General features: G+C 70.9%; 19 protein-coding genes. 2 read left to right on the forward strand and 17 right to left on the reverse strand.

The genetic code is table 11. The features are described from left to right. Positions 1–87: 87 nt before the first annotated feature. The gene (locus Voc01_RS46075; RefSeq protein WP_203934103.1) at positions 88–891 is read left to right on the forward strand and encodes a class I SAM-dependent methyltransferase; all 804 of its coding nucleotides are present in this window, start codon (positions 88–90) and stop codon (positions 889–891) included. Positions 892–925: 34 nt separating this feature from the next. Then, a complete protein-coding gene (locus tag Voc01_RS46080) occupies positions 926–2,170 on the forward strand; it encodes an MFS transporter (protein WP_203934104.1) in 1,245 nt (414 codons plus the stop codon). A 97-nt stretch (positions 2,171–2,267) separates the two neighbouring features. Here the strand turns inward: Voc01_RS46080 and Voc01_RS46085 are convergent, their stop codons facing one another. The 17 genes from Voc01_RS46085 to Voc01_RS46165 form a co-directional block, all read right to left on the reverse strand. Then, positions 2,268–2,933, reverse strand: coding sequence for a response regulator transcription factor (locus Voc01_RS46085; RefSeq protein ID WP_203934105.1), 666 nt, complete (start codon positions 2,931–2,933; stop codon positions 2,268–2,270). Positions 2,934–2,943: 10 nt separating this feature from the next. Beyond that, positions 2,944–4,113, reverse strand: a complete 1,170-nt coding sequence (locus Voc01_RS46090) for a sensor histidine kinase (protein ID WP_203934106.1) — start codon at positions 4,111–4,113, stop codon at positions 2,944–2,946. A 10-nt stretch (positions 4,114–4,123) separates the two neighbouring features. Further along, positions 4,124–7,279 carry an efflux RND transporter permease subunit gene (locus tag Voc01_RS46095; RefSeq protein ID WP_203934107.1) on the reverse strand — a complete coding sequence of 1,052 codons (3,156 nt, stop codon included), beginning with the start codon at positions 7,277–7,279 and terminating at the stop codon, positions 4,124–4,126. Between the two features lie 193 nt (positions 7,280–7,472). Next, a complete protein-coding gene (locus tag Voc01_RS46100; protein WP_203934108.1) occupies positions 7,473–8,189 on the reverse strand; it encodes an ABC transporter permease in 717 nt (238 codons plus the stop codon). Then, on the reverse strand, positions 8,186–9,097 hold the full coding sequence (locus tag Voc01_RS46105) for an ABC transporter ATP-binding protein (protein ID WP_239160974.1): 912 nt from the start codon (positions 9,095–9,097) through the stop codon (positions 8,186–8,188). Before Voc01_RS46105 ends, Voc01_RS46100 begins: the two co-directional genes overlap by 4 nt. Beyond that, positions 9,094–9,951 (reverse strand): ABC transporter permease, encoded by an 858-nt coding sequence (locus Voc01_RS46110; RefSeq protein ID WP_203934109.1) that lies wholly within the window; start codon positions 9,949–9,951, stop codon positions 9,094–9,096. Before Voc01_RS46110 ends, Voc01_RS46105 begins: the two co-directional genes overlap by 4 nt. Next, positions 9,944–10,867, reverse strand: a complete 924-nt coding sequence (locus tag Voc01_RS46115; protein ID WP_203934110.1) for an ABC transporter ATP-binding protein — start codon at positions 10,865–10,867, stop codon at positions 9,944–9,946. The genes Voc01_RS46110 and Voc01_RS46115 overlap by 8 nt, the downstream gene beginning before the upstream one ends. Positions 10,868–10,974: 107 nt before the next feature. Next, on the reverse strand, positions 10,975–12,039 hold the full coding sequence (locus Voc01_RS46120; RefSeq protein ID WP_203934111.1) for a hypothetical protein: 1,065 nt from the start codon (positions 12,037–12,039) through the stop codon (positions 10,975–10,977). Beyond that, entirely contained in the window at positions 12,036–12,380 is a 345-nt protein-coding gene (locus tag Voc01_RS46125) for a PadR family transcriptional regulator (protein WP_203934135.1), read from the reverse strand. The genes Voc01_RS46120 and Voc01_RS46125 overlap by 4 nt, the downstream gene beginning before the upstream one ends. Before the next feature lie 200 nt (positions 12,381–12,580). Continuing rightward, on the reverse strand, positions 12,581–15,271 hold the full coding sequence (polA, locus tag Voc01_RS46130) for a DNA polymerase I (protein WP_203934112.1): 2,691 nt from the start codon (positions 15,269–15,271) through the stop codon (positions 12,581–12,583). An 88-nt stretch (positions 15,272–15,359) separates the two neighbouring features. Then, positions 15,360–16,070 carry an ABC transporter ATP-binding protein gene (locus tag Voc01_RS46135; protein WP_203934113.1) on the reverse strand — a complete coding sequence of 237 codons (711 nt, stop codon included), beginning with the start codon at positions 16,068–16,070 and terminating at the stop codon, positions 15,360–15,362. Beyond that, entirely contained in the window at positions 16,060–16,998 is a 939-nt protein-coding gene (locus Voc01_RS46140; RefSeq protein WP_373873957.1) for an ABC transporter ATP-binding protein, read from the reverse strand. The genes Voc01_RS46135 and Voc01_RS46140 overlap by 11 nt, the downstream gene beginning before the upstream one ends. After that, positions 16,991–18,106 carry a branched-chain amino acid ABC transporter permease gene (locus Voc01_RS46145; protein ID WP_203934114.1) on the reverse strand — a complete coding sequence of 372 codons (1,116 nt, stop codon included), beginning with the start codon at positions 18,104–18,106 and terminating at the stop codon, positions 16,991–16,993. The genes Voc01_RS46140 and Voc01_RS46145 overlap by 8 nt, the downstream gene beginning before the upstream one ends. Continuing rightward, positions 18,103–19,044 (reverse strand): branched-chain amino acid ABC transporter permease, encoded by a 942-nt coding sequence (locus Voc01_RS46150; protein WP_203934115.1) that lies wholly within the window; start codon positions 19,042–19,044, stop codon positions 18,103–18,105. The genes Voc01_RS46145 and Voc01_RS46150 overlap by 4 nt, the downstream gene beginning before the upstream one ends. A gap of 64 nt (positions 19,045–19,108) precedes the next feature. Beyond that, positions 19,109–20,257 (reverse strand): branched-chain amino acid ABC transporter substrate-binding protein, encoded by a 1,149-nt coding sequence (locus tag Voc01_RS46155; protein ID WP_203934116.1) that lies wholly within the window; start codon positions 20,255–20,257, stop codon positions 19,109–19,111. A 199-nt stretch (positions 20,258–20,456) separates the two neighbouring features. Then, complete coding sequence (locus tag Voc01_RS46160; RefSeq protein WP_203934117.1) at positions 20,457–21,677, reverse strand: hypothetical protein; 1,221 nt, start codon at positions 21,675–21,677, stop codon at positions 20,457–20,459. Between the two features lies 1 nt (position 21,678). Next, complete coding sequence (locus Voc01_RS46165; protein WP_203934118.1) at positions 21,679–22,305, reverse strand: ANTAR domain-containing response regulator; 627 nt, start codon at positions 22,303–22,305, stop codon at positions 21,679–21,681. Between the last annotated feature and the right edge of the window lie 132 nt (positions 22,306–22,437).

Raw genomic sequence — 22,437 nt, forward strand, 5'->3', positions numbered from 1 at the left:
ATGTGCATCGAACAGCCTACCGTGCGCAATACCACAAGGTCCAACGCTCCCAGGTAACAGCTGTGCACTCCCGTAACGTGGCAGGACATGGAGCCAGGCGTCACGCGCAATCACGTGTCCGTCGCGGAGGCGAGCCGCGCGAACCGGCGCTGGTGGGACGCCGACGCCGACAGCTACCAGGCCGAACACGGCGCCTTCCTCGGCGACGTCGACCTCCTCTGGTGCCCGGAGGGCGTCCGCGAGGCCACCGCCGGCCTGCTCGGCGCCGTCGAGGGCCGGCGGACCCTCGAGGTCGGTTGCGGTTCGGCGGCCGGGTCGCGGTGGTTGGTCACGCAGGGTGCGCGGGCGGTCGCGCTGGATCTGTCCGCCGGCATGTTGCGGCACGCGTCGCGTCTCAACGAAAAGACGGGGATACGGGCACAGTTGGTCCAGGGCGACGCCAGCGCGTTGCCGTTGGTGGCGGAGAGCTTCGACGTCGCCTTCACCGCGTTCGGAGCGGTCCCGTTCGTCAGCGATTCGGCCCGCGTGATGCGGGAGGTGTACCGGGTGCTGCGACCGGGCGGACGCTGGGTCTTCTCGGTGACCCACCCGATGCGCTGGATCTTCCTCGACGACCCCGGCGAGGGCGGCCTGGTCGCCGTCCACTCGTACTTCGACCGCAGGCCCTACGTCGAGCACGACGAGCACGGCGTGCCCACCTACGTCGAGCAGCACCGCACCCTCGGCGACCGCATCCGGGAGCTGGTCGCCGCCGGCTTCACCGTGCTCGACGTCGTCGAGCCCGAGTGGCCGGAGGGCCACGACCGGATCTGGGGCCAGTGGAGCCCGCTGCGCGGGCGGCTGTTCCCCGGTACCGCGATCTTCGTCACCCGCAAGCCGATATCGCCTTGACCTCGAGCGCGGTTGGGATGGCAGCCTCTCGGGCGTGACCGCCGCCGACCCCGCCACCGTCGACGCTCCTCCCCGCTCCTACCGGGAGGTGCTGCGCGACCGTCGCCTGGCCACGCTGCTCTCCGGTGACGTGGTGTCCAAGACCGGCGACGGCATGACGTTCGTCGGCCTGCCGCTGGTCGCCCTCGAACTGCACGGCACCGTGCCGGCGGCGGTGGCGATCGCGCTGGTCACCGGCATGCCGTACATCGCGCCGTTCGGGCTGAGCATGTTCTACGGGCTGAGCCGGCGCCGGTTCGACCCGCGGCTGGTCATCCTGGCCGACTCGGCCCTGCACGTGGTGCTGTACGTGGCCCTCGGCGCGCTGGCCCTGACCGGCCGGCTGACGTTCTGGGTCCTGGTGGCGGGCCTGTTCCTGGCCTCGCTGCTGCGGCTGCTGTCGGCGAGCGCCCGGCGGCTGGCCGCCGTCGGGATGGTCGAGGAGGACGGGCGGCTGGCCGTCAACGGGCTGATCGGCACGTCCGACAACCTGGCCCTGTACGTGGTCGGGCCGGCGCTGGGCGGGGTGGTGGTCACCGTGTGGGGCACCGACCCGCTGCTGCTGACCGTCGGCCTGTCGTACCTGGCGCTGCTGGCGGCGGCCGCTGTCGCGGTCCCCGGAAAGGTGACCGACCACGACGGGCCCGGCGGCGCCGAGGCGGCCACGAGCGGGTGGGCGATCATGCGCCGGTCGGGCGTGGTGGTGCGGCTCGCGCTGGTGGTGTTCCTGTTCGACCTGTTCTACGGTCCGGTCGAGGTGGCGCTGCCGCTGCTGGTCACCGACGAGCTCGGCGGCGACGGCGGCGCCTACGGCGCGATGTGGACCTCGTTCGGCGTCGGTGCCCTGATAGGCGCCCTCCTGACCAACCAGTTCCGGCGGCTGCGGCCGCAGCTGCTGCTGGTCGCCATCATCGGCGGCTGGGGCACGTGCGCCGCGGTGGTCGGCATCGCGCCGAACCTGTGGGTGGCCGGTGCCGGCCTGGCCGTGGGCGGGGTGATCTACGGCCCGTTCCTCGCCGTGGCCTACACGCTGCTGCAGGGTCTGCTGAAGCCCGACGAGCAGCAGCCCGTCTTCACCCTCTACGGCGCCATGGTGACCGTCGCCCTCCCCCTGGGCCTGGCGGTGGGCGGCCCCCTGGTGGCGACCGCCGGCCCCCGGGGCGGCATCCTGCTGAGCGCCCTGATCACCGCCCTCCTGGTACCCGCGGCGCTGTACTGGCTCCGCCGCCCCCGAACCTAGCCCTCCCCGGCGCCGCGCTCTCCCCCGCGATCTTGGACATTCGTGCATCGAAACCGATGTAGAAGTGTCCAAGATCGCGGGGGGTGGGCTCGCCGGCCTACTGGCCCGGGCGGACCAGGCCGGTCTGGTACGCGATGACCACCAGCTGGGCCCGGTCCCTCGCGCCGAGCTTGGTCATCGCGCGGTTGACGTGGGTCTTCGCGGTGGCCGGTGACAGGTGCAGGCGGGCGCCGATCTCGTCGTTCGACAGGCCGAGCGCGACCAGCGTCACGACCTCGCGTTCGCGGTCGGTGAGGGCGTCGAGGACGGCCGCGGTGGACGGTTCGGTGGCGCTCGTGGTGAGGAAGCGGGCGATCAGGGTCTGGGTGGCCTTCGGCGAGAGGAGGGCCTCGCCGTTCGCGACGGTGCGGATCGCGTTGTGCAGGTCGGTCGGCGTGGCGCCCTTGCCGAGGAAGCCGCTCGCGCCGGCGCGCAGTGCCTGCAGGACGTACTCGTCGAGCTCGAACGTGGTCAGGATCAGCACCCGCACGCCGGCGAGGGCGTCGTCGGCGACGATCTGGCGGGTAGCCTGCAGGCCGTCGACCTCGGGCATGCGGATGTCCATCAGCACGACGTCGGCGGGGGTGGTGCGCAGCAGGTCGACGGCCTCACGGCCGGTGGCGGCCTCGGCCACGACGTCGAGGTCGTCGGCGGACTCGACGATGCCGCGCAGCCCGGTGCGGATCAGGGCCTGGTCGTCGGCGATCAGGACGCGGATGGTCATGCGGTGGCGTTCATGTGGCGGGCAGCTCCGCGTGCACGTGGAACCGGTCGGGCCACCGGTCGACGCTGAGCGTGCCACCGACGGCCAGCGCCCGCTCACGCATGCCGGTGAGGCCGTGGCCGGAGGTGCCGTCGCGGCGGGGCGCGCCCCCGGCCGGGTTGGTGATGTCGAGGACCACCATGTCGGGCCGGTAGTCGACGCGCAGGTCGGCGGCGCGGCCCGTCCCGTGCTTGTGGGCGTTGGTCAGGGCCTCCTGCACGATCCGGTACGCCGCCTGGTCGACGGCGGCGGGCAGCGGCCGGGGCGCGCCGACCTGCCGGTGGTCGACCCGCTGACCGGCGGCGGCCAGCGAGCCGAGCAGGTCCTCGAGCCGCGACAGCCCCCGGACCGGGTCGGTCGGTGCGCCCTCGTCGCCGTTCTGACGGAGCACCGACAGGATCGTCGCCAGCTCGTCGAGCACGGTGTGCGCCGCGTCGCGGACGTGGACCAGCGACGCCTCCGCCCGCTCCGGCCGGGTACGCACGGTGTGCCCGGCCAGGCCGGCGTGCAGGTTGATCACCGCCATGTGGTGGGCGACCGCGTCGTGCAGGTCGCGGGCGATCCGCAGCCGCTCCTCGGCGACCCGGCGGCGGGCCTCCTCGTCGCGGGTCTCCTCGGCGCGGCGGGCCCGCTCCTCGACCGCGGCGATGTACGCCCGGCGGATCCGGGTGGCGTCGCCGACGGCGGTGGTCATCCCGATCCACGCGAGCACCGCCAGCGCGGGCCCGTACCAGGTGTCGCCGCCTACCAGGACCGCAGCGAGGTAGCTGAACAGCGCCGCGCCGCCGCACATGAGCCACGCGGTCCGCCGGTCGGTGCGGCTCGCCACCGTGTACGTGGCGACGGCCGTGGTCATGATGAACGGCCCGGCGACCTCGTGGCCCGCCCCCGCGATCGTGCACAGCACCGACGCCATGAGCACGATCGTCGGCCGCCACCGCCGCAGGACCACCAGCGTGAACACGGCCACCGCGATCACGATGTCCAGGGCCCGCACCGGCCGGGCCGCGACACCGGGGTCACCCGGACCGCCGGGCTGCCCCATCGTGAACGCGATGATCGTCACCGCCGCGATGGCGGCACCGACGGCGATGTCGAGCAGGGTTCCCGGTGACGCCACCCGCCTGACCAGCGCGCCCATGGGCGTCACCCTAGCGGTCGGCGGACTGGAGGTCCTCGAGCCGGTGCGCTCCGACGGGCCGCTCCCCCTCCGCCTCGACCTCCGCCTCGACCTCCGCCGGCGCGGCCGCCCGCTTGCGTTCGCGCCGCCGCTCACGCCGGCCCTCGACCATCGTGTACAGCGTCGGCACCAGCACCAGGGTCAGCAGCGTCGAGCTGATCAGGCCGCCGATCACCACCACCGCGAGCGGCTGCGAGATGAACCCGCCCTCGCCGGTGACACCGAGCGCCATCGGCAGCAGCGCGCAGATCGTCGCGACCGCGGTCATGAGAATGGGACGCAGGCGGCGCCGGCCACCCTCGACGACCGCGTCGCGCACGCTCATGCCCTGTTCCCGGTACTGGTTGATCAGGTCCATGAGCACGATCGCGTTGGTGACCACGATGCCGATCAGCATCAGCACCCCGATCAGCGCCGGAACCCCCAGCGCGGTGTCGGTGAGCAGCAGCAACGCGATCGCGCCGGTGGCCGCGAACGGGATCGACACCAGCAGGATCAGCGGCTGCACGATGCTGCGGAACGTCGCGACCATGATGATGAAGACGATCGCGATCGCCACCAGCATGGCGAGGCCGAGCTGGCTGAACGCCTCGGCCTGGTCGGCGGACACGCCGCCGAGCGTCACGGTGGCGCCGGCCGGCAGCACGAGGTCGTCGAGCCGCTTCTGCAGGTCCGTGGAGGTCGCGCCGACGTCGGACCCGGTGGCCCGGCCGGAGACCGCCGCGCTGCGCTCGCCGTCGATGCGGGTGATCTGCAGCGGGCCGGCGCTCTCGGCGACCTCGGCCACGGCGTCGAGCCGCACGGGCCCGCCCGGTACGGGAAGCGGCAGCGCCTTCAGCTCCTCGATGCTCGCCGGCGGCGCGCCGAACCTCAGCACCACGTCGCGCTGCTGCCCGTCGACGGTGAGCCGGGTCAGCGTCTGGCCGCGGTAGGCGCCCGCGACGATCTGCCCGACGGCGGCGTCGCTGAGCCCGTACCGGCTGGCGACGTCGCGCCGGACCTTCACGTCGACCCGCGGGACGCTCGCCGCGAGGTTGCTCTCGACGTCGGCGATCCCGGGCGTGCCGGTCATCGCGTCCTGCACCAGCTTCGCCGCCGCGGTGAGGTCCTCGGCCCGGTTGGCCTGGACCACGACCTGCAGCGAGTCGGTCGACCCGCCGGGGCCGCCGGCCGCCGACCCAACCGTGATCGTGCCGGCGCCGGTGAGCGCGCCGGTCTCGGTGCGCAGGTCGGCCTGCAGCCGCTCGACGTCGGCGTCCTCGGTGGCCGTGACCTGGAAGTTGGCGGTGTTCGTCGTCTGCGCGCCGCCCCAGCCCTGCCCGGCCGACGAGCCGATCGTCACCTGGTAGGCCTCGACCTCGTCGTGGCCGGCGAGGATGTCCTCGATCTTCCTGGCCGCGGCGTCGGTCGCGGCGAGGTTCGAGCCGACCGGCAGCTCCTGCGCGATCGTGAACTCGCGCTGGCCGCCGTCGTCGAGGAAGTTGGTCTTGAGGAACGTCGCGCCGAACAGGGTCAGCACGAACACGACCAGCCCGAGCGCGACGGTGGCGAGCCGGCGCCGCGTGGCGAAACGGATCACCGGCAGGTAGGCCCGCTGCAACGGGCTGCGCCGCTCCTTCTCCAGCGCCTCGGCCTCGACCTCCTCCTGGGTCCTGCCGCCGGTCTTCGGCGGGCGCAGGAACCAGTACGACAGCACCGGGACGACGGTCAGCGACACCACCAGCGACGCCAGCAGCGCCACCGCGACGGTGACCGCGAACGGCCGGAACAGCTCGCCGACGAAGCCGCTCACCAGCGCGATCGGCGCGAACACGGCGACCGTGGTCAGCGTCGAGGCGACGACCGCGCCGGTGACCTCCCGCACGCCGGTGAGGATCGCGTGCTGTTTCTCCTCGCCGTAGCCGAGATGGCGTTTGATGTTCTCCAGCACCACGATCGAGTCGTCGACGACCCGGCCGACCGCGATCGTCAACGCGCCGAGCGTGAGGATGTTGAGCGAGTAGTCGCCGACCCACAGGGCGATCAGCGCAACCACCACCGACATCGGGATCGAGACCGCGGTCACCAGCGTCGAGCGCACCGACAGCAGGAACACCAGGATCACCAGCACCGCGAACACCAGGCCGAGCGCGCCCTCCGTGGTGAGGCTGCTGATCGACTCCTCCACCGACGGCGCCTGGTCGAAGATCGGCACGAGCGCGGCGTCGCCGCCGAGCTCCTTCTCCAGCCCCGCCAGCTTGTCGCGGATCTCGTTGCTGATCTGCACCGCGTTGCCGTCGGGCGACGCGGTGACCTGGATGCCGAAGCTCGGCTTGCCGTTGGTGCGGGTCACCGAGGTCTGCGCCTCGGGCGTCAGCTCGACCGTCGCGACGCTGCCGAGGGTCGCGGCGGGCGTGACGGCCAGGTTCCGCAGGTCGTCGAGACCGGCGAGCGCGCCGCCGACCTGCACCGACAGCGCCCGGTCGCCGTCGATGACGGTGCCGGCGGGAATCGAGACGCCGTTGGCCCGCAGCGCCGCGGTGAGCGTCTCGGCGGTGACGCCCGCGGGCGCGGCACGGGCCGGGTCGAGCGTGATGACGACGTTCTGGTCCTGGACGCCGGTGACCTCCACCGTGCGGACGCCCTCCACGCCCTGCAGCGCCGGCATGACGACGCTCGTGAGCTGCGCGGCGAACGCGCTCTGGTCGCCCGACTTCGTGGCGGCGAGCACGATCGCCGGCAGGTCGTCGGTCGAGCCGGCGACCACCTGCGGGTCGACGCCCTCGGGCAGCTGCGGACCGATCCGGTTGACCGCCGTCTGGATCTTGTTGGTGATGTCGTCGATCGGCGTGCCGAACGCGAACGTCACCGTGATCGTCGCCGACCCCTCGGCCGACGTCGACGTGATGTCCTCCAGGTCGGCCACGCCCTGCAACGCGTCCTCGATCGGCTTCGTCACCTGCTCCTCGACGATGTCCGGCGCGGCACCCGGGTAGGGCGCCACCACGAACGCCGCCGGGAACGACAGCGACGGCAGCAACTGCTGCTTCAGCGACGGGATGGCGATCGCGCCGAACCCCAGGATGATGATGGCGATCAGCGCCACCAGCCCCCGGTTACGCAGGCTCAGTCGGGCGAGGAATGACATGGTGGGGCTTCTCCTCCAGGGGACGGTCGCGCGCCGATGGCCCGGACACCGCGCCACCCTCACAGGGTCGCCGAGGTGCCGGGTCATCGGCATCTGCCGGCCGCGGTCGGTTGTCTACCGCGGTTGCGGTAGGCGCACTACCGCCGTTGGCTCGCGTCCATCCTCCCGTAGGAGGGCGTCGCAGGTGCCCGGGTCAGCCGGTTTCGCCGGCCAGGCGGTAGGACTTCAGCCGGTCGATCGCGAGAACCGTCGCGCCGACCGCGGCCACCGCCGCCAGCACCGCGGCCACGGCCACGTTGAGCCGGCCCGTGATCAGGTCGGTTCCGCCGATCGAGTCGGCGATCGCGATCCCGTACTGCGTCACGGACAGCACGGCCGTCCCGCTGATGAACCCGGTCAACATGCCCTCCCAGAGGAGGACGTACGCCAGTCCCACCAGCACCGGACGCGTGCTCAGCAGGCTCATCGCCACGAAGATCCCGCAGTACGCCACCGAGGCCACGGTCGAGCCCACCGCGAGCGCCGCGCCCTGCCGGAGTCCGTCTGCGAGGGTCCCGGCGACGAACATCGCCGGAACGACCACCGCGACGGTCGTGACCACCGCGACCACGAGCTTGGTCAGTACGATCTCCCACCGCGGCAGCGGCTTGGCCAGGATGTGCGCCAACGTGCCGTCGTCGATCTCCGAACCCAGCACGCCGGTGCCCACGATCAGCGCGACCAGCGGCAGCACCGCGCCGAAGCCGAGGCCGCCGAGGACCGTCGGCCCCCACTCGGCGGCGTGGTCGGGCGCCGTCGTCCGGACCAGCGCCGTGATGCCGACGAGCACCAGCGGCAGCAGGAGCAGGACCAGGAACCGGCGACGGCCGAGCAGACCGCGTGCGGTGATCCGGGCGATCGTCGCGTTCATGAGGTACCCACCAGGTAGGAGAAGACGCTTTCGAGGGACTCGTCGGCCGGCCGCAGGCGGTGCAGGCGCAGGCCTTCGCGGCGCACGATGCCGGGCAGCGCGCGGGTGAACGCGCCGTAGTCGGCGGCCCGCACGACCAGGCCGGCCGGGTCGACCTCGACGCCGCGCACCCACGGCGCGCCGATGAGCACCTGGGCCAGCCGCCGGTCGTCGCTGGTGTTGACGCTGAACACGTGCGGCCGGTTGGTCATCAGCCGGCGGATCGTGCGGTAGTCGCCCGAGGCGGCCAGCCGCCCCGACACCATCACCTGCACGGTGCCCGAGACCTGCTCGACCTCCTCGAGGATGTGCGAGCTGAACAGCACCACGCGACCCTCGTCGCCCATGCGGTGCAGCAGGCCCATCATCTGCATCCGCTGGCGCGGGTCGAGACCGTTGAACGGCTCGTCGAGCAGCAGCACCGACGGCTCGTGGACCAGGGCCGCCGCGAGCCTGGTCCGCTGGCGCATGCCCTTGGAGTAGGTGGAGATCCTGCGGTTGCGGGGGTCGCCGAGCTCGACGATGTCGAGGGCGGCCGCCGCGGCCCTGTGCGGGTCGGCGAGCCTGTGCAGCTTCGCGCTCGCGAGCACGAACTCGGCACCGGTGAGGAACCCGTGCACGGCCTCCTTCTCGGTGACCAGGCCCAGGTGCCGGTACACCTCGGGGTTGCGCCAGCTCGGCTGTCCCGAGACCTTGATCTCGCCCTTCGACGGCGGCAGGAACCCGGCCATCATGTGCAGCAGCGTGGTCTTGCCGGCGCCGTTCGGCCCGAGGAGACCGGTGACGCCCGCACCGAGGCTCATCGTCACGTCGTTGACCGCGACGACGTCGCCGTACCAGGCGGAGACGTTGGTGATCTCGATCGTCACTGTTCGACCTTCCGGTAGCGGGCCAGCAGGACGGCGAGGCACGCGACCACGATCGCGACCGCCGCCACCGCGTAGACCGGGCCGGTGCCGCCGATGTCGACGGGCGACTCGTGGTCGGACAGCCACGCGCCCACACCCGTCACCACCCAGGCCGGGTTGACCAGGCCGGCGAGGTTGCCGGGGGTCCCGCCGAGCACCGACAGCGCGCCCCCGACCGGCAGCGTCATCATGAACACCGCCACGATGCCGCCCGCGGCGAAGGCCCGCCGGCTCGTGAACGACGCGATCATGAGCGTCACCGCCGACATGACGAACGCGAACAGCACCGTGTACAGCCAGCCCCCGAGCAGCGCGAGAACCGCGTCGCGGAACTCACCCACGCCGTCGACGCTGAACGCGTCGCCGAGGAACATGATCACCTGGGGACCGCCGAGCAGCAGGAACACGGCACTGACCAGCGCCGCGTACTTGGCGAACACGTAGTCGTCCCGGCGCACCGGCCGGGCGAAGTACAGCACCAGCACGCGTGCCCGCAGGTCGCGGGTCAGCAGCTCCGGACCCACCGAGGCGAGCAGGAGCATCACCACGAAGCCCATCGCGTCGACGAACTCGGGATAGGTGCTCAGCTGCTCGCCGGTCTGCGACTCGAGCGCCGCGATGAACGTCGCCGCGAGCGTCACGATCGCGACGACCGCCCACGGGAACAGCTTGGCCTTCAGGCCGCGTCCCAGGCCGAACGCCGTGCGCAGGCTGTGCGTGTAGAGGCTGCGGACCCCGTACGCCCGGCCCAGCCGCGGGCCGGTGTACCGCTGGTAGCCGATGTCGTGGATGACACCGGTCGTCGTCTCAGACACCGGCGACCTCCTTCTGCGGAACCGAGAACAGCTCGGACAGGCGGCGGCGCTGCCGGTCGAGCCGGTGCAGCGGCAGCTCCAGGTCGGCCACCGCGGCCACGATCACGTCGGCGGTGTCGTCGTTCTCGGACGCGTTGACCAGCAGGGTCCGCGCGTCCCGGGTCACCGAGAGACCGCGCGCCATGAGCGCGGCCTCGAGCTCGGCGGTGCCCTCGTCGACCTCGACGACCAGGACGTCGCGGACGGTGGTCGCCGCGGCCATCGTGCCGGCCTTCAGGAGCCGACCGCCGTCGATGGCGATGAGCGCCGTGCAGATGCGCTCCACCTCACCGAGCAGGTGCGAGCAGACCACGATGCTGATGCCGAACTCGGTGCCGATGCGGTGGATGAGCTCCAGCATCGCCTCGCGCCCGGCCGGGTCGAGACCGTTGGTGGGCTCGTCGAGCAGCAGCAGGTCCGGGTCGTGGACGAGCGCCTGGGCCAGCTTGACCCGCTGCTTCATGCCGGTGGAGTACCCGCCGACCTGCCGGTACCGCTCCTCGTACAGCCCCACGTGACGCAGCGCCTCCGAGGCCCGCTCACGGGCGGCGGTGCGTGGCAGCCCGCTCATCCGGCCGAGGTGGGTGACCAGCTCCGCGGCCGACTGCTCGGGTGGAAGGCAGTCGTGCTCGGGCATGTAGCCGACCCGGCTGCGGATGCGGTCGCTCTCCCCGGTCGGGTCGAGCCCGAGGACGGTGGAGCTGCCCTCGGTGGGCGGTAGGAGACCGAGGAGGATCTTGATGAACGTGGACTTGCCCGCGCCGTTGGCGCCGACCAGAGCCACGATCCCCGGTTCCACCGCGACCGTGAGGCCGTCCAGGGCGGTGACCCCGCCCGGGTAGCGCTTGGTCAGCGCAGTGGTGGTGATGAGTGTCACGCTGCGTACCGTAATTGTCGGACCGGCTCAGCGGATCCGGGTGTGTCCCCTAAGGACCCTCGCGCCCGGCCGGGGAGCCACGACGATCGAAGACGCCCGGTGTGCGGTCAGGCGGTCGCGGCGGGGTCGGGGGCCGGCTTCGGGGGGACCGCGTACGCCAGCGCCACGAGCAGCACCAGCGCGCCGAGCCCGGTGAGCGTGTACGGGTCCAGTGGCGAGTCGATGTGGTGGACGGCGAACACCGGTATGCGTCCGAACTGGCCGGGACGCGCCGGCGCGGGACCGGCGACGACCGCCTCGACCGCGGCGCGGTAGACCGCCGGCGCCGGGACGCCGAGCGCGCAGCCCGCGACGACGGCGGCGACCAGGTGCGGCACCCGGCGCAGGGCTCCGAGCCGGCGGACCCGGTACCCGACCCGCGCCACGAGCAGCCACCCGGCGAGCAGCCCGGCGACGAGGCCGGCGATCGTCAACGGCAGCACCGACCGGGGCTCGGCACTGTGCATCATCACGGACACCGGACCCGGGGCGAAGCCGCCTTCGAGGACCGACACCATCATCTGGAGCCCGTCCCTCTCGGCCACGAACGCGTAGTCGTTCGCCCGGATCGTGACGCCGCCGTCCGTCCAGACCGCGGTCTGCGTGGTCACGACGGGACCGACCCGCCAGCCCTCCGCCGCCAGGCGCGAGCGGGCCGCTTCGGCGCCGGGGACGGTGGAACCGACCGGTGTGGCCAGTGCCACGACCGCCTGCGGTCGCAGCCCGAAGGCGTCGCTGGTACGGGTGGCATTCCACCGGGCCGGCTCCCCCGCGATGACCCCGACGACCGTGTCGACGCCGGCGTCGTCCGGCAGCGCCCGGCCGGTGGCCCAGCCGAGCCCCGACCCGGCGGCGGCCCCCAGCGCGCCGAGCACCAGCGCCGACACCACCGCGACGAACACCGCCAGCCGTCCGACCGGCAGCCGGAAGTGCTGCCGTAGGCCACCGAGCATGAGGTCGCGCACCTCCCGCCGGGTCGGCCGGTCCCGGGACGGGCCGGCGGCGTCCATGAGGGTGGTGAGGATCTCGGCACCGTGGCTGCGCCGGTAGGACCGCGGGTAGGCGAGCAGCAGCCGCCGGTACCGCCGCTCCAGCCCGGACCCGGCGCCCGCGAGCGCGTCGTTGGCCGTCACGCGGTTGCACCCGAGGTCGCTCCGAACGCGGGACCGGGTCGTCGCCGCAGCCGCGCCTCGGCCGCGGACGCGTTGCGGCGCAGCCGCGCCACCTCCGCGGCCAGCGCCGCGGCCCCGTCGTCGGTGAGCCGGTAGTAGCGGCGCAGCCGGCCGTCCACCGCCTCCTCCCGGTCGACGGCGACCAGTCCGCGCTCGGCGAGCCGGTCGAGTGCGCCGTACAACGTCCCGGCGCCGAGGACGGTCTCGCCCTGCGACAGGGCGCTCACCTCCTGGATCACTCCGTACCCGTGGAGCGGCCCGTCGGCGAGCGCGGTGAGGACCAGGAATGTCGGTTCCCGCATGGCAGTCACGCAGCGATATTACGGTTACCGCTATATAGCGTCAACCGTAACGCAGTCCAGCCCACTCCAAGCTCCTGAGAGAGCGGGGGACGCGCGATCACCGACCACGACAGGTTTTCGGGCTGACCCGAGCCGCGACGGCATAGACGCTCCAAAATCTGCCGTCGCGGGTCGGGTCAGCCCGAAAACCCACCCGAGAACTAGTGATCAGCCGCGTTCCAGTCGCGGCCGACGCCGACGGACACCTCCAGCGGCACGTCCAGCGAGTACGCCCCGCCCATCGACGAGCGCACCACGGCCTCCAGCGTGTCGCGCTCCCCGTCGGCCATCTCGAACACCAGCTCGTCGTGGACCTGAAGCAGCATCCGCGACCGCAGCCCCGCCTCGCGGATCGCGGCGTCGACGCGGAGCATCGCGACCTTGATGATGTCGGCGGCCGACCCCTGGATCGGAGCGTTGAGCGCCATGCGCTCGGCCATCTCGCGGCGCTGGCGGTTGTCGCTGGTGAGGTCGGGCAGGTAGCGGCGGCGGCCGAGCAGCGTCTCGGTGTAACCGTCGCGGCCGGCCTGGAACACGACGGCACGCAGGTACTCCCGGACGCCGCCGAAGCGCTGGAAGTACTCCTCCATCAGCACCTTGGCCTCGTCGGGGGTGATGCCGAGCTGCTGGGACAGCCCGTACGCCGACAGCCCGTAGGCCAGGCCGTAGTTCATCGCCTTGATCTTGCGGCGCTGGTCGGGGGTGACCTCCTCCGGCGCGACAGAGAAGACCGACGACGCGGTGGCCGAGTGGAAGTCGAAGCCGGAGTTGAACGCCTCGATGAGCGCCTCGTCCTTCGACACGTGCGCCATGATGCGCATCTCGATCTGGCTGTAGTCGGCCGTCAGCAGGCTCTCGAAGCCCTCACCGACGACGAACGCCCGCCGGATGCGACGGCCCTCCTCGGTACGGATGGGCACGTTCTGCAGGTTCGGGTCGGTGCTCGACAGCCGGCCGGTGGCGGCGACCGTCTGGAAGAACGTGGTGTGAATGCGGCCGTCGTCGCTCACCGACTTGAGCAGGCCGTCGACCGTGGACTTGAGCTTCGCCACGTCGCGGTGGCGCAGCAGGTGGCCCAGCACCGGGTGCTCGGTCTGCGCGTACAGCCACTGCAGCGAGTCGGCGTCGGTGGTGTAGCCGCTCTTGATGCGCTTGGTCTTCGGCAGGTTCAGCTCGTTGAACAGGATCTCCTGGAGCTGCTTCGGCGAGCCGAGGTTGAACTCGCGGCCGACCACCTGGTGCGCGGACTGCGCGGCCGACTTCACCTCGGCGGCGAAGTTGGCCTCCAGCTCGGACAGGTACCCGGTGTCGGCGGCGATGCCCGCCCGCTCCATGCCGGCGAGCACCTCGACCAGCGGCAGCTCGACCTCGGCCATCAGCCGGTCGGACGTGCCGCCGTCGCGGGCGAGGTCGTTGCGCAGCGCGTCGGCGAGGTCGAGGGTGGCGCGGGCCTGCAGCATCAGGTTGCGCTCGGCCGCGCCCTCGTCGCCGAAGCCGTCGAGGGCGAGCTGGGCGTCGTCCTCCTTCGTCTCGACCTTCAGCTCGCGGTGCAGGTAGCGCAGCGCCAGGTCGGTCAGGTCGTAGGTGCGCTGGTCGGGACGCGCGAGGTAGGCGGCCAGCTCGGTGTCGACGGCGACCCCGTGCAGCTCCCAGCCCAGGGCGGCGACGGCGAGCAGCACCCGCTTCGTGCCGTGCAGGATCTTCGGCCGGCCGGGGTCGGCGAGCCAGGCCACCACGGCCGTCTCGTCGGATTCGTCGAGCGCGGTCGGGTCGAACCAGGCACCCGAGCCCTCGGCGGTGGCGATCGCGACCCCGCTCAGCGTGCCGGTGCCACGCCCGAACGTGCCCGACACCGCCACGCCGACCGGCTGGCCCGGGACGACGTGCTCGGCGAGCCACGGCGCGACCTGGCCGGTGGCGAGCTGCGTACCGGCGATGTCGAAGCCGCCCTCGGCCTCGGGCTCGACCGCGTCGAGGTACTCGTAGAGCCGGTTGCGCAGCACGGCGAACTCGAGCGAGTCGAACACCCGGTGCACGGCTTCGCGGTCCCAGCCGTGCCAGGTGAGGTCGGCGGGCCGCATCGGCAGTTCGAGATCGCGGACCAGCCGGTTGATCTCGTAGTTGCGCAGCACGTCGGCGAGGTGGGCGCGCAGGTTCTCGCCCGCCTTGCCCTTGATCTCGTCGACCTTCTCGATGAGGTTGTCGAGCCCGCCGTACTGGTTGATCCACTTTGCGGCGGTCTTCGGGCCGACCCCCGGCACGCCCTGGAGGTTGTCGCTGTTGTCGCCGACGAGCGCGGCCAGGTCGCGGTAGTGCTCCGGTGGCACGCCGTACTTGTCCTGGACGCCGGCCGGGTCGCGCCGGGCCATGTCGCTGACCCCGCGCATGAAGTACAGGACGGTGATGCCGTCGGCGACCAGCTGGAACGCGTCGCGGTCACCGGTGCAGATGAGGACGTTGAAGCCCTCGTCGCGGGCCTGGGTGGCGAGCGTGGCGATGACGTCGTCGGCCTCGTAGCCGGGCTTCTCGACGTACGGGATGCGCAGCGCGTCGAGCACTTCCTTGATGAGCGGAACCTGACCGGCGAACGCGTCGGGCGTGGCCGACCGGCCGGCCTTGTAGTCGCCGTACTGCTCCGTACGGAACGACTGCCGCGAGACGTCGAACGCGACCGCGATGTGCGTGGGCTTCTCGTCACGCAGGACGTTGATCAGCATCGAGGTGAACCCGAACACCGCGTTGGTGGTCTGCCCCGTGGTGGTCGAGAAGTTCTCGGGTGGCAGCGCGTGGAATGCCCGGTACGCAGAGGAATGCCCGTCGAGCAACAGCAGAGTTGGCTTCGTCTCACCCACGTCCGAAACTCTAGTCCCGGGGTCCGACACAAAACGCGACACCCGGCCGCGCGGAGACCGCGCGGCCGGGTGAACACCTCATGTCGACCTAGGCGACGCCGAGGTACGCCTCCTTGACCGCCGGGTCGACGAGGAGCTCGGCACCGGTGCCCTCCTTGACGATCCGTCCGGTCTCCAGGACGTAGGCCCGGTGGGCACGCGACAACGCCTGCTGGGCGTTCTGCTCGACCACCAGGATCGTGGTGCCCTGCTGCGAGATCTCCGTGATGATGTTGAAGATCTGCTGGATCAGCATCGGCGCCAGCCCCATCGACGGCTCGTCGAGGAGCAGGACCTTCGGCCGTGCCATCAGGGCCCGGCCGATCGCGCACATCTGCTGCTCACCACCGGAAAGGGTGCCGGCGGACTGCTTGCTCCGCTCCTCCAGCCGCGGGAACAGGCCGTAGACCCGCTTGAGGTCGTCGGCCACGCCCTGCCGGTCACGCCGGGTGTAGGCACCCATGTCGAGGTTCTCGGCCACCGTCATGCCGGGGAAGATGCCCCGACCCTCGGGTGACTGGCACAGCCCGCGCACCACCCGCAGGTCCGCCCGCAGCTTGCTGATGTCCTCGCCGTTGAACCGGATCCGGCCCCCGGTGAGGTTCAGCAGCCCCGAGATGGCCCGCATCGTGGTGGTCTTGCCCGCGCCGTTCGCACCGATCAGGGCGACGACCTCGCCCTGGTCGATGCCGATGCTGATGCCGTGCAGCGCCTCGATGCGGCCGTAGGCGACGCGTACATCCTCGAGCTCAAGAAGCATCTTCGGACACCCCCAGGTAGGCGGCGATCACCTTCGGATTCTCCCTGACCTCGGCCGGTAGGCCCTCGGCGATCTTGCGACCGAACTCCAACACGACGATCCGGTCGGTGACGCCCATGACCAGTCGCATGTCGTGCTCGATGAGCAGCACCGTGTGCCCCTTGTCGCGGATCCGGCGGATGAGCTGGAGGAGGTCCTCCTTCTCCGCCGGGTTGAAGCCGGCAGCCGGCTCGTCGAGGCAGAGCAGCTTCGGCTCCGTGGCGAGCGCGCGGGCGATCTCCAGCCGCCGCTGGTACCCGTACGGCAGGTTCCGCGCGACCTCGTTGGCCCGGTCGGCGATCCCCACGAACCGCAGGAGCTCGTACGCCTTGTTCGCGCCGGCGTTCTCCTCGATGCTGTGCCGCGACATGCCGAAGATGCCCGCCGCACCGCGCCGGACCTTCTGCCACCACCGGATCAGCCAGTCGTCGGAGTCGACCCGCGGCAGCTCCTCCGGCTTCGGACGCATCCGGTAGACCCCGAACAGGGCACCGAGCACGCTCGTCTTGTGCCGGGAGTCGGTGCCGACCATCACGTTCTCCAGCGCCGTCATCTCCGGGAAGAGACGGATGTTCTGGAAGGTGCGGGCGATACCCAACTGGTTGATGTGGTACGGCTTGCGTCCGCTGATCGACTGACCGTCGAACGTGACCCGGCCCGACGTCGGCCGGAACACGCCGGTCATGACGTTGAAGCAGGTCGTCTTGCCCGCACCGTTCGGGCCGATCAGGCCGAGGATCTCGCCGCGGCGCAGCTCGAAGCTGACCTCGTTGAGCGCCACGACGCCGCCGAAGCGCAGCGTGACGTTCTCGACCGCCAGCAGCGTGTCGCCGATGACCGGCGTCGCGGCCCCCGACTTGCTCAGGTTGGGTTGCTGTTGGTCAGACACCGGCCGGCACCTCCTCCGCACGGTCCTTGAGCTCGCGCTTGCGCCGCGTGCTCGGGATGAGGCCCTGCGGACGCAGCAGCATCACGAGCACCATCGCCAGGCCGAACGCCAGCGGGCGCCACTCGGAGAAGCCACGGAAGCGCTCGGGCAGGTACGTGAGCAGGATGGCACCGAGCGCGGCACCGGCCATGTTGCCGGAGCCACCGATGACCACCATGGCCACGAACAGGATCGACAGGTTGACGTCGAACCCGGTCGGGTCGATGAACCCGGAGCGGCTGGCGAACAGGAAGCCCGACAGGCCACCCACCGCCGCGCCGATCGCGAATGCCCACAGCTTCCACTTGAACGCGTTGACGCCCATCACGACCGCGGCGTCCTCGTCCTCGCGGATCGCCAGCCAGGCCCGGCCGACCCGGCTGTGCTCGAGCCGCCGTACCCCGATCACCACGACGATGAGCACCGTGAGGGCCAGCCAGTACCAGGGCTTGATGTCGAGCAGACCGAAGATGTCGTTGTCCGCCGACGGCGCACCCTGCGGACCGGGGATCGCCGAGACGCCCTGGTTGCCGTTGGTGAACTTCGAGTTGCGGGCGACGATGCGGATGATCTCACCGAAGCCGAGCGTGACGATCGCCAGGTAGTCACCGCGCAGCCGCAGCGTCGGCCAGCCCAGGATCACACCCGAGACCATCGTGAACGCGATGGAGATGGGTATGCAGACCGCCCAGGCGACCGCCCAGTCGGACGACAGGTCGAACTGTTCCTGCAGCGACTTCACCACCGGCGACTGGCGCGACCCGAACAGGGCCACGCTGTAGGCGCCGATCGCGAAGAAGCCGACGTACCCGAGGTCGAGCAGGCCCGCCAGACCGATCACGACGTTGAGGCCGATCGCGATCAGCACGTAGACCGCGCACAGGAACAGCACGCCGGCCCAGTTCGACCCGCCCGAGCTGTAGTCGGTGCGCAGGATGGTCAGGCCCGGAACTCCGAGCAGGGGGAGGTAGTACAGGAACGCGATGCCCAGGACGACCGCGAGGACCCGGACGATGGCGTGTTCCCGGTAGACGTCACCGACCTTGCGCAAAACTGACACTTTGCTCATGCGCGGGCCTTTCCGAGGGACTCGCCGAGCAGGCCGGTCGGCCGGAACATCAGCACGATCACCAGCACCACGAAGGCCGCCACGTCCTCCCAGTTCGACGTGAACAGCGTAGCGAAGTACACCTCGACGATGCCGAGCACGATGCCGCCGAGCAGCGCGCCGCGGAGGTTGCCGATGCCGCCGAGCACGGCCGCGGTGAACGCCTTCAGACCGAGTACGAACCCGATGTCGAACTTGGTGATGCCGAACCGCATGTCCCACAGAAGCGCGGCGGCACCGGCCATGACGCCACCGAGCACGAAGATCAGCATGATGACGCGGTCCTTGTTGATGCCCATCAACGCCGCGACGTCGGGGTTCTGGGCGACCGCCCGAACACCTCGTCCGTAGCGCGTCTTGTTGATGAAGACGTCGAGGCCGTACATCATGACGAGTGACGCGATCACCACGATCAGCACGATGTTGGTGATCTCGGCGCCGAAAAGCTTGAACAGCACCTCGCGCTCGACGATCGTCGGCATGCCCTTGATGAGCCGGCCCTGCCACAGGCCGAAGATCTCCATCAGGACGAGCGAGACACCGATCGCGGTGATGAGGAAGACCAGGGGAGGCGCATTCTTGGTGCGGAGCCGTTTGTAGGCGATCCGTTCGACGGCCAGGGCCGTGCCACCGGACGCCAGCGCCCCGGCGATCAGGCCCGCCAACAGCAGCAGGATCGCTGTGCCGATCGGGGGGTTGTCCTTCGCGCCCAGAAGGCTCCAGGTGCCCATGACGGCGAAGGTGCCGACCATGAAGACCTCGGAATGGGCGAAGTTGATCAGACGAAGCACGCCGTAGACGAGGGTGTACCCGAGCGCTACGAGTGCGTAGATGGCCCCCTTGGACACACCGTCGACGGTGTGCTGACCAAGGTGGCTGAAGAGTTCATCGACGTTCACACACTCTCCTCGCACTGAATGCGGCCGGGGGTTTTGCCCCCGGCCGCATCAATCGCAAACGCTGTTAGCTCAGTGCAATCTCTTGCTGAGGCGTGATCTGACCGCCCTTGATCTCGTAGGCCCAGATCTTGACCTTCGACTTCTCCACGTCACCGCTGTCGTCGAACTTCAGGTCCTTCGAGACACCCGGCTTGTCGTAGGCGTTGACGAAGTCGAACAGGTCCTTACGGGTGGTCTTGCCGTCCTTCAGACCGTCGATGAGGATCTTCGCCGCGTCGTAGCCCTCGGCGCCGTAGGAACCGGCCGCCTGGCCGTACTCCTTCTGGAAGTCAGCGGCGAACGTGCCGCCGGCCTTCTCGGCCGGGAGGCACGGGCAGGTGACGACCGCGCCGTCGGCGCCCGCACCGGCACCGGCCGGGAAGGCCGGGTCGTAGAGGCCGTCGAAGCCGATGAACTTGGCGGTGACGCCCGCGGCGCGAAGCTGCTTCAGGAACGGAGCCGCCTCGTTGGTGTAGCCCGCGTAGGCCACCGCGTCGGCCTGAGCCGTCTTGATCTTGGAGATCGTGGCGTCGAAGTTGGTCTGCTTCTCCTGCACCTTGTCGCTGGAGGCGACCAGGGAGCCCAGGCCCTTGGTGACCTCGGCCGCGATGCCGGAGCCGTAGGTGGTGCCGTCGTCGACGACGAACACCTTCTGCGCCTTGACGACGTCCTTCAGGTACTTCGCGGCAGCCGCGCCCTGGGTGGCGTCGTTGCCGACGACCCGGTGGAACGCCTTGTTGCCAGCGGTGGTCAGCTCGGCCGCGGTCGCCGACGGGCTCACCATGACCAGGCCGGCCGCCTCGTAGATCGGCATCGTGGCCTTGGACTCACCGGAGAAGCCACCGCCGATGACGGCGAGGAAGCTCTGGTCGTTGGCGATCTGGTTGGCGATCGGGGTCGCCTGCGCCGCCGCACCCTGCGTGTCGAACTCCTGCAGCGTGATCTGGCAGTCGGGGTTCGCGGCGTTGTGCTGCTTGACCGCAAGCTTCGACCCGTTCAGCGACGGGATGACAAGGCCGGCGTTGGGTCCGGTGAAGGCGCCGAACGTGGCGATCTTGCCGCCGCAGTCGCCAGCCTCCGACTCTCCGCCACCCGAGTCCTGACATGCGGCCGCTGACACGGCCATGGCAGCGATCAGTGCCACGCTGCCGAGCGTGCGTAGTTTCCGCCTCACGGCTCCTTGCCCTCCTCAAACGCAGGCGCCACCAGGTGCAGCCCGTCGGCCCCGGTAGGAGCCGTTTCATGGCAGGCGGGACCGCTGGCCTGCGAAGCGATCCGCGGCCCGGACAGTACAGCAGCAGTGTCACAGGGTGTACACCTACGACCGGCGGAACACCAAACCGTTACGTGGCCTCAATCAAGCCGGTGCCGTTTCATTGACTCTGGTCTGTGAACCAGATCCGTCCCTGCTTGGCGTCGTCGCCGGCCAGGAGCCACCGGTTGCCCGCTCCGGCCACGGCCAGTAACCGTTCGGCGCCGGCGGGCTGCTCAGCGGGGAGTGCCACCCGCTGCCATGACCCTCCAGTGTCACCGGATCGCCACACGCTGAAGCTGCCACCGTCACTCACCGCAGCCAGCACGTCGGGTCCCCGGGTCGCCATCGAGACGACGCCACCGACGGTCGTGGGTCCGGACGCCGCGACCCCGCCGCGCACGGACCCGAACGTGCCGACGGCCTCCCACTGGCCGCCGCGCCGGCGCCAGGCTCCGAACACCTCGCCCTTCACGCCGGTGGCCAGCACGTCGTCACCCACCCGGACGACCCGCTGCAGGTCCTCATACGTCTTGTCCCCGGCGAGGTCGACCCGCTGCCAGGTCGCGCCGTCGGGGCTGGTCCAGGCGACGGGGTCACGGTCGGTGCGGCCGCGCTTGCTGGCGCCGCCCACCAGCGTCCAGCCGGCGGCGTCCGCCGTGGCGTCGGCCGCCGCGGTGAAGAGCTCCGCGCCGCCAGCGAGCGGTGGGACCCCGGACCGCAGCACGAACTCGTTCGCGTCGACCGACGTCCACGCGGCCGCGCCGGTCATCCGGTTACCGGCGATCAGGAACCCGGGCGGCCCCGCCACCATGCGGGCCACGTCGCCGGCGTCCGGGCCGCCGTACAGTTCGAAAGCCGAGATGACCTCGGTGAGCGGCCCCTCCGGGACCATCCGCCAGTGGCTCGTGCGCGGGTACGCGTGGGCTCCCCCACGCTTGGCGCCGAGCACGCCGACCACCCCGTCGCGCCGGCACGCGACCGAGTACAGGATGTGCTGGCGGCCGTAGAAGGTCTGTGGCTGCAGCGGCAGCGACTCCCAGGTGGCGCCGTCGGCGCTGCGCCACAGCGCCGGCCGGGTGTCGTTCGCCGGCGTCGACAACCCGCCGACGGCGTACCACTGCGTGCCGCAGGAGACCACGTCACGCACGACGATGCGCTCGTTGGACACGGCGGAGCCGCTGGGCATCGGGAGGCGCGCCTCGGTCCACTTCCAGGCGAGCGGCGGCGGCGCGGGTCGCGGCTCGTCGTCGTCACCACAAGCCGCGGTGACCGCGAGCGCGGCGACGATCAGCAACCCCGCGACGATGCTGCGACCCCGCCCCCGACGGACGCCTGACATGTCAGCCCGACCCCGACGGCTCTTCGCTGGCGGCGGCGGTCTCCGCGATGATCCGCTCGGCGACGTCACGCATGGTCATGCGGTGGTCCATCGCCGTGCGCTGGATCCACCGGAACGCCTGCGGCTCGGTCATCGAATAGGTGGTCATCAGGGCACCTTTCGCCCGTTCGACCAGTTTGCGCGTCTCCAGCCGGTCGGCGAGGCTCGCCACCTCGGACTCGAGGGCCGTCATCTCCGCGAAGCGGGCCGCCGCGATCTCGATCGCCGGCACGAGGTCGCTCTTCTGGAACGGCTTCACCAGGTACGCCATCGCGCCGGCCGCCCGCGCCCGTTCGACCAGGTCACGCTGGCTGAATGCGGTGAGGATCACCACCGGGGCGAGCCGCGAGTTGGCGATGTTCTCCGCCGCGGTGAGCCCGTCCATGATGGGCATCTTGATGTCGAGGATCACGAGATCCGGACGCAGCTGCTCGGCCAGCCGCAGCGCCGCCTCCCCGTCTCCAGCCTCCCCGACGACGTCGTACCCCTCCTCGATGAGCATCTCGCGCAGGTCGAGTCGGATGAGCGCTTCGTCTTCGGCGATCAGTACCCGCCGGCGCGTAGGCGCCGCCTCCCGCCCATCGGTCACGCCCGACTACCCCCTATTCCGGTTCCGTCGCGATCAGCGTAGTCGGTATTGTGATGGCCGGACCGGTCCCCGTATCCCAACCGGCAGAGGAACGGAGCTCAAACCTCCGACAGTGTGGGTTCGAATCCCACC

It is taken from the genome of Virgisporangium ochraceum, from assembly GCF_016863655.1.
GTDB classification, from domain to species: domain Bacteria; phylum Actinomycetota; class Actinomycetes; order Mycobacteriales; family Micromonosporaceae; genus Virgisporangium; species Virgisporangium ochraceum.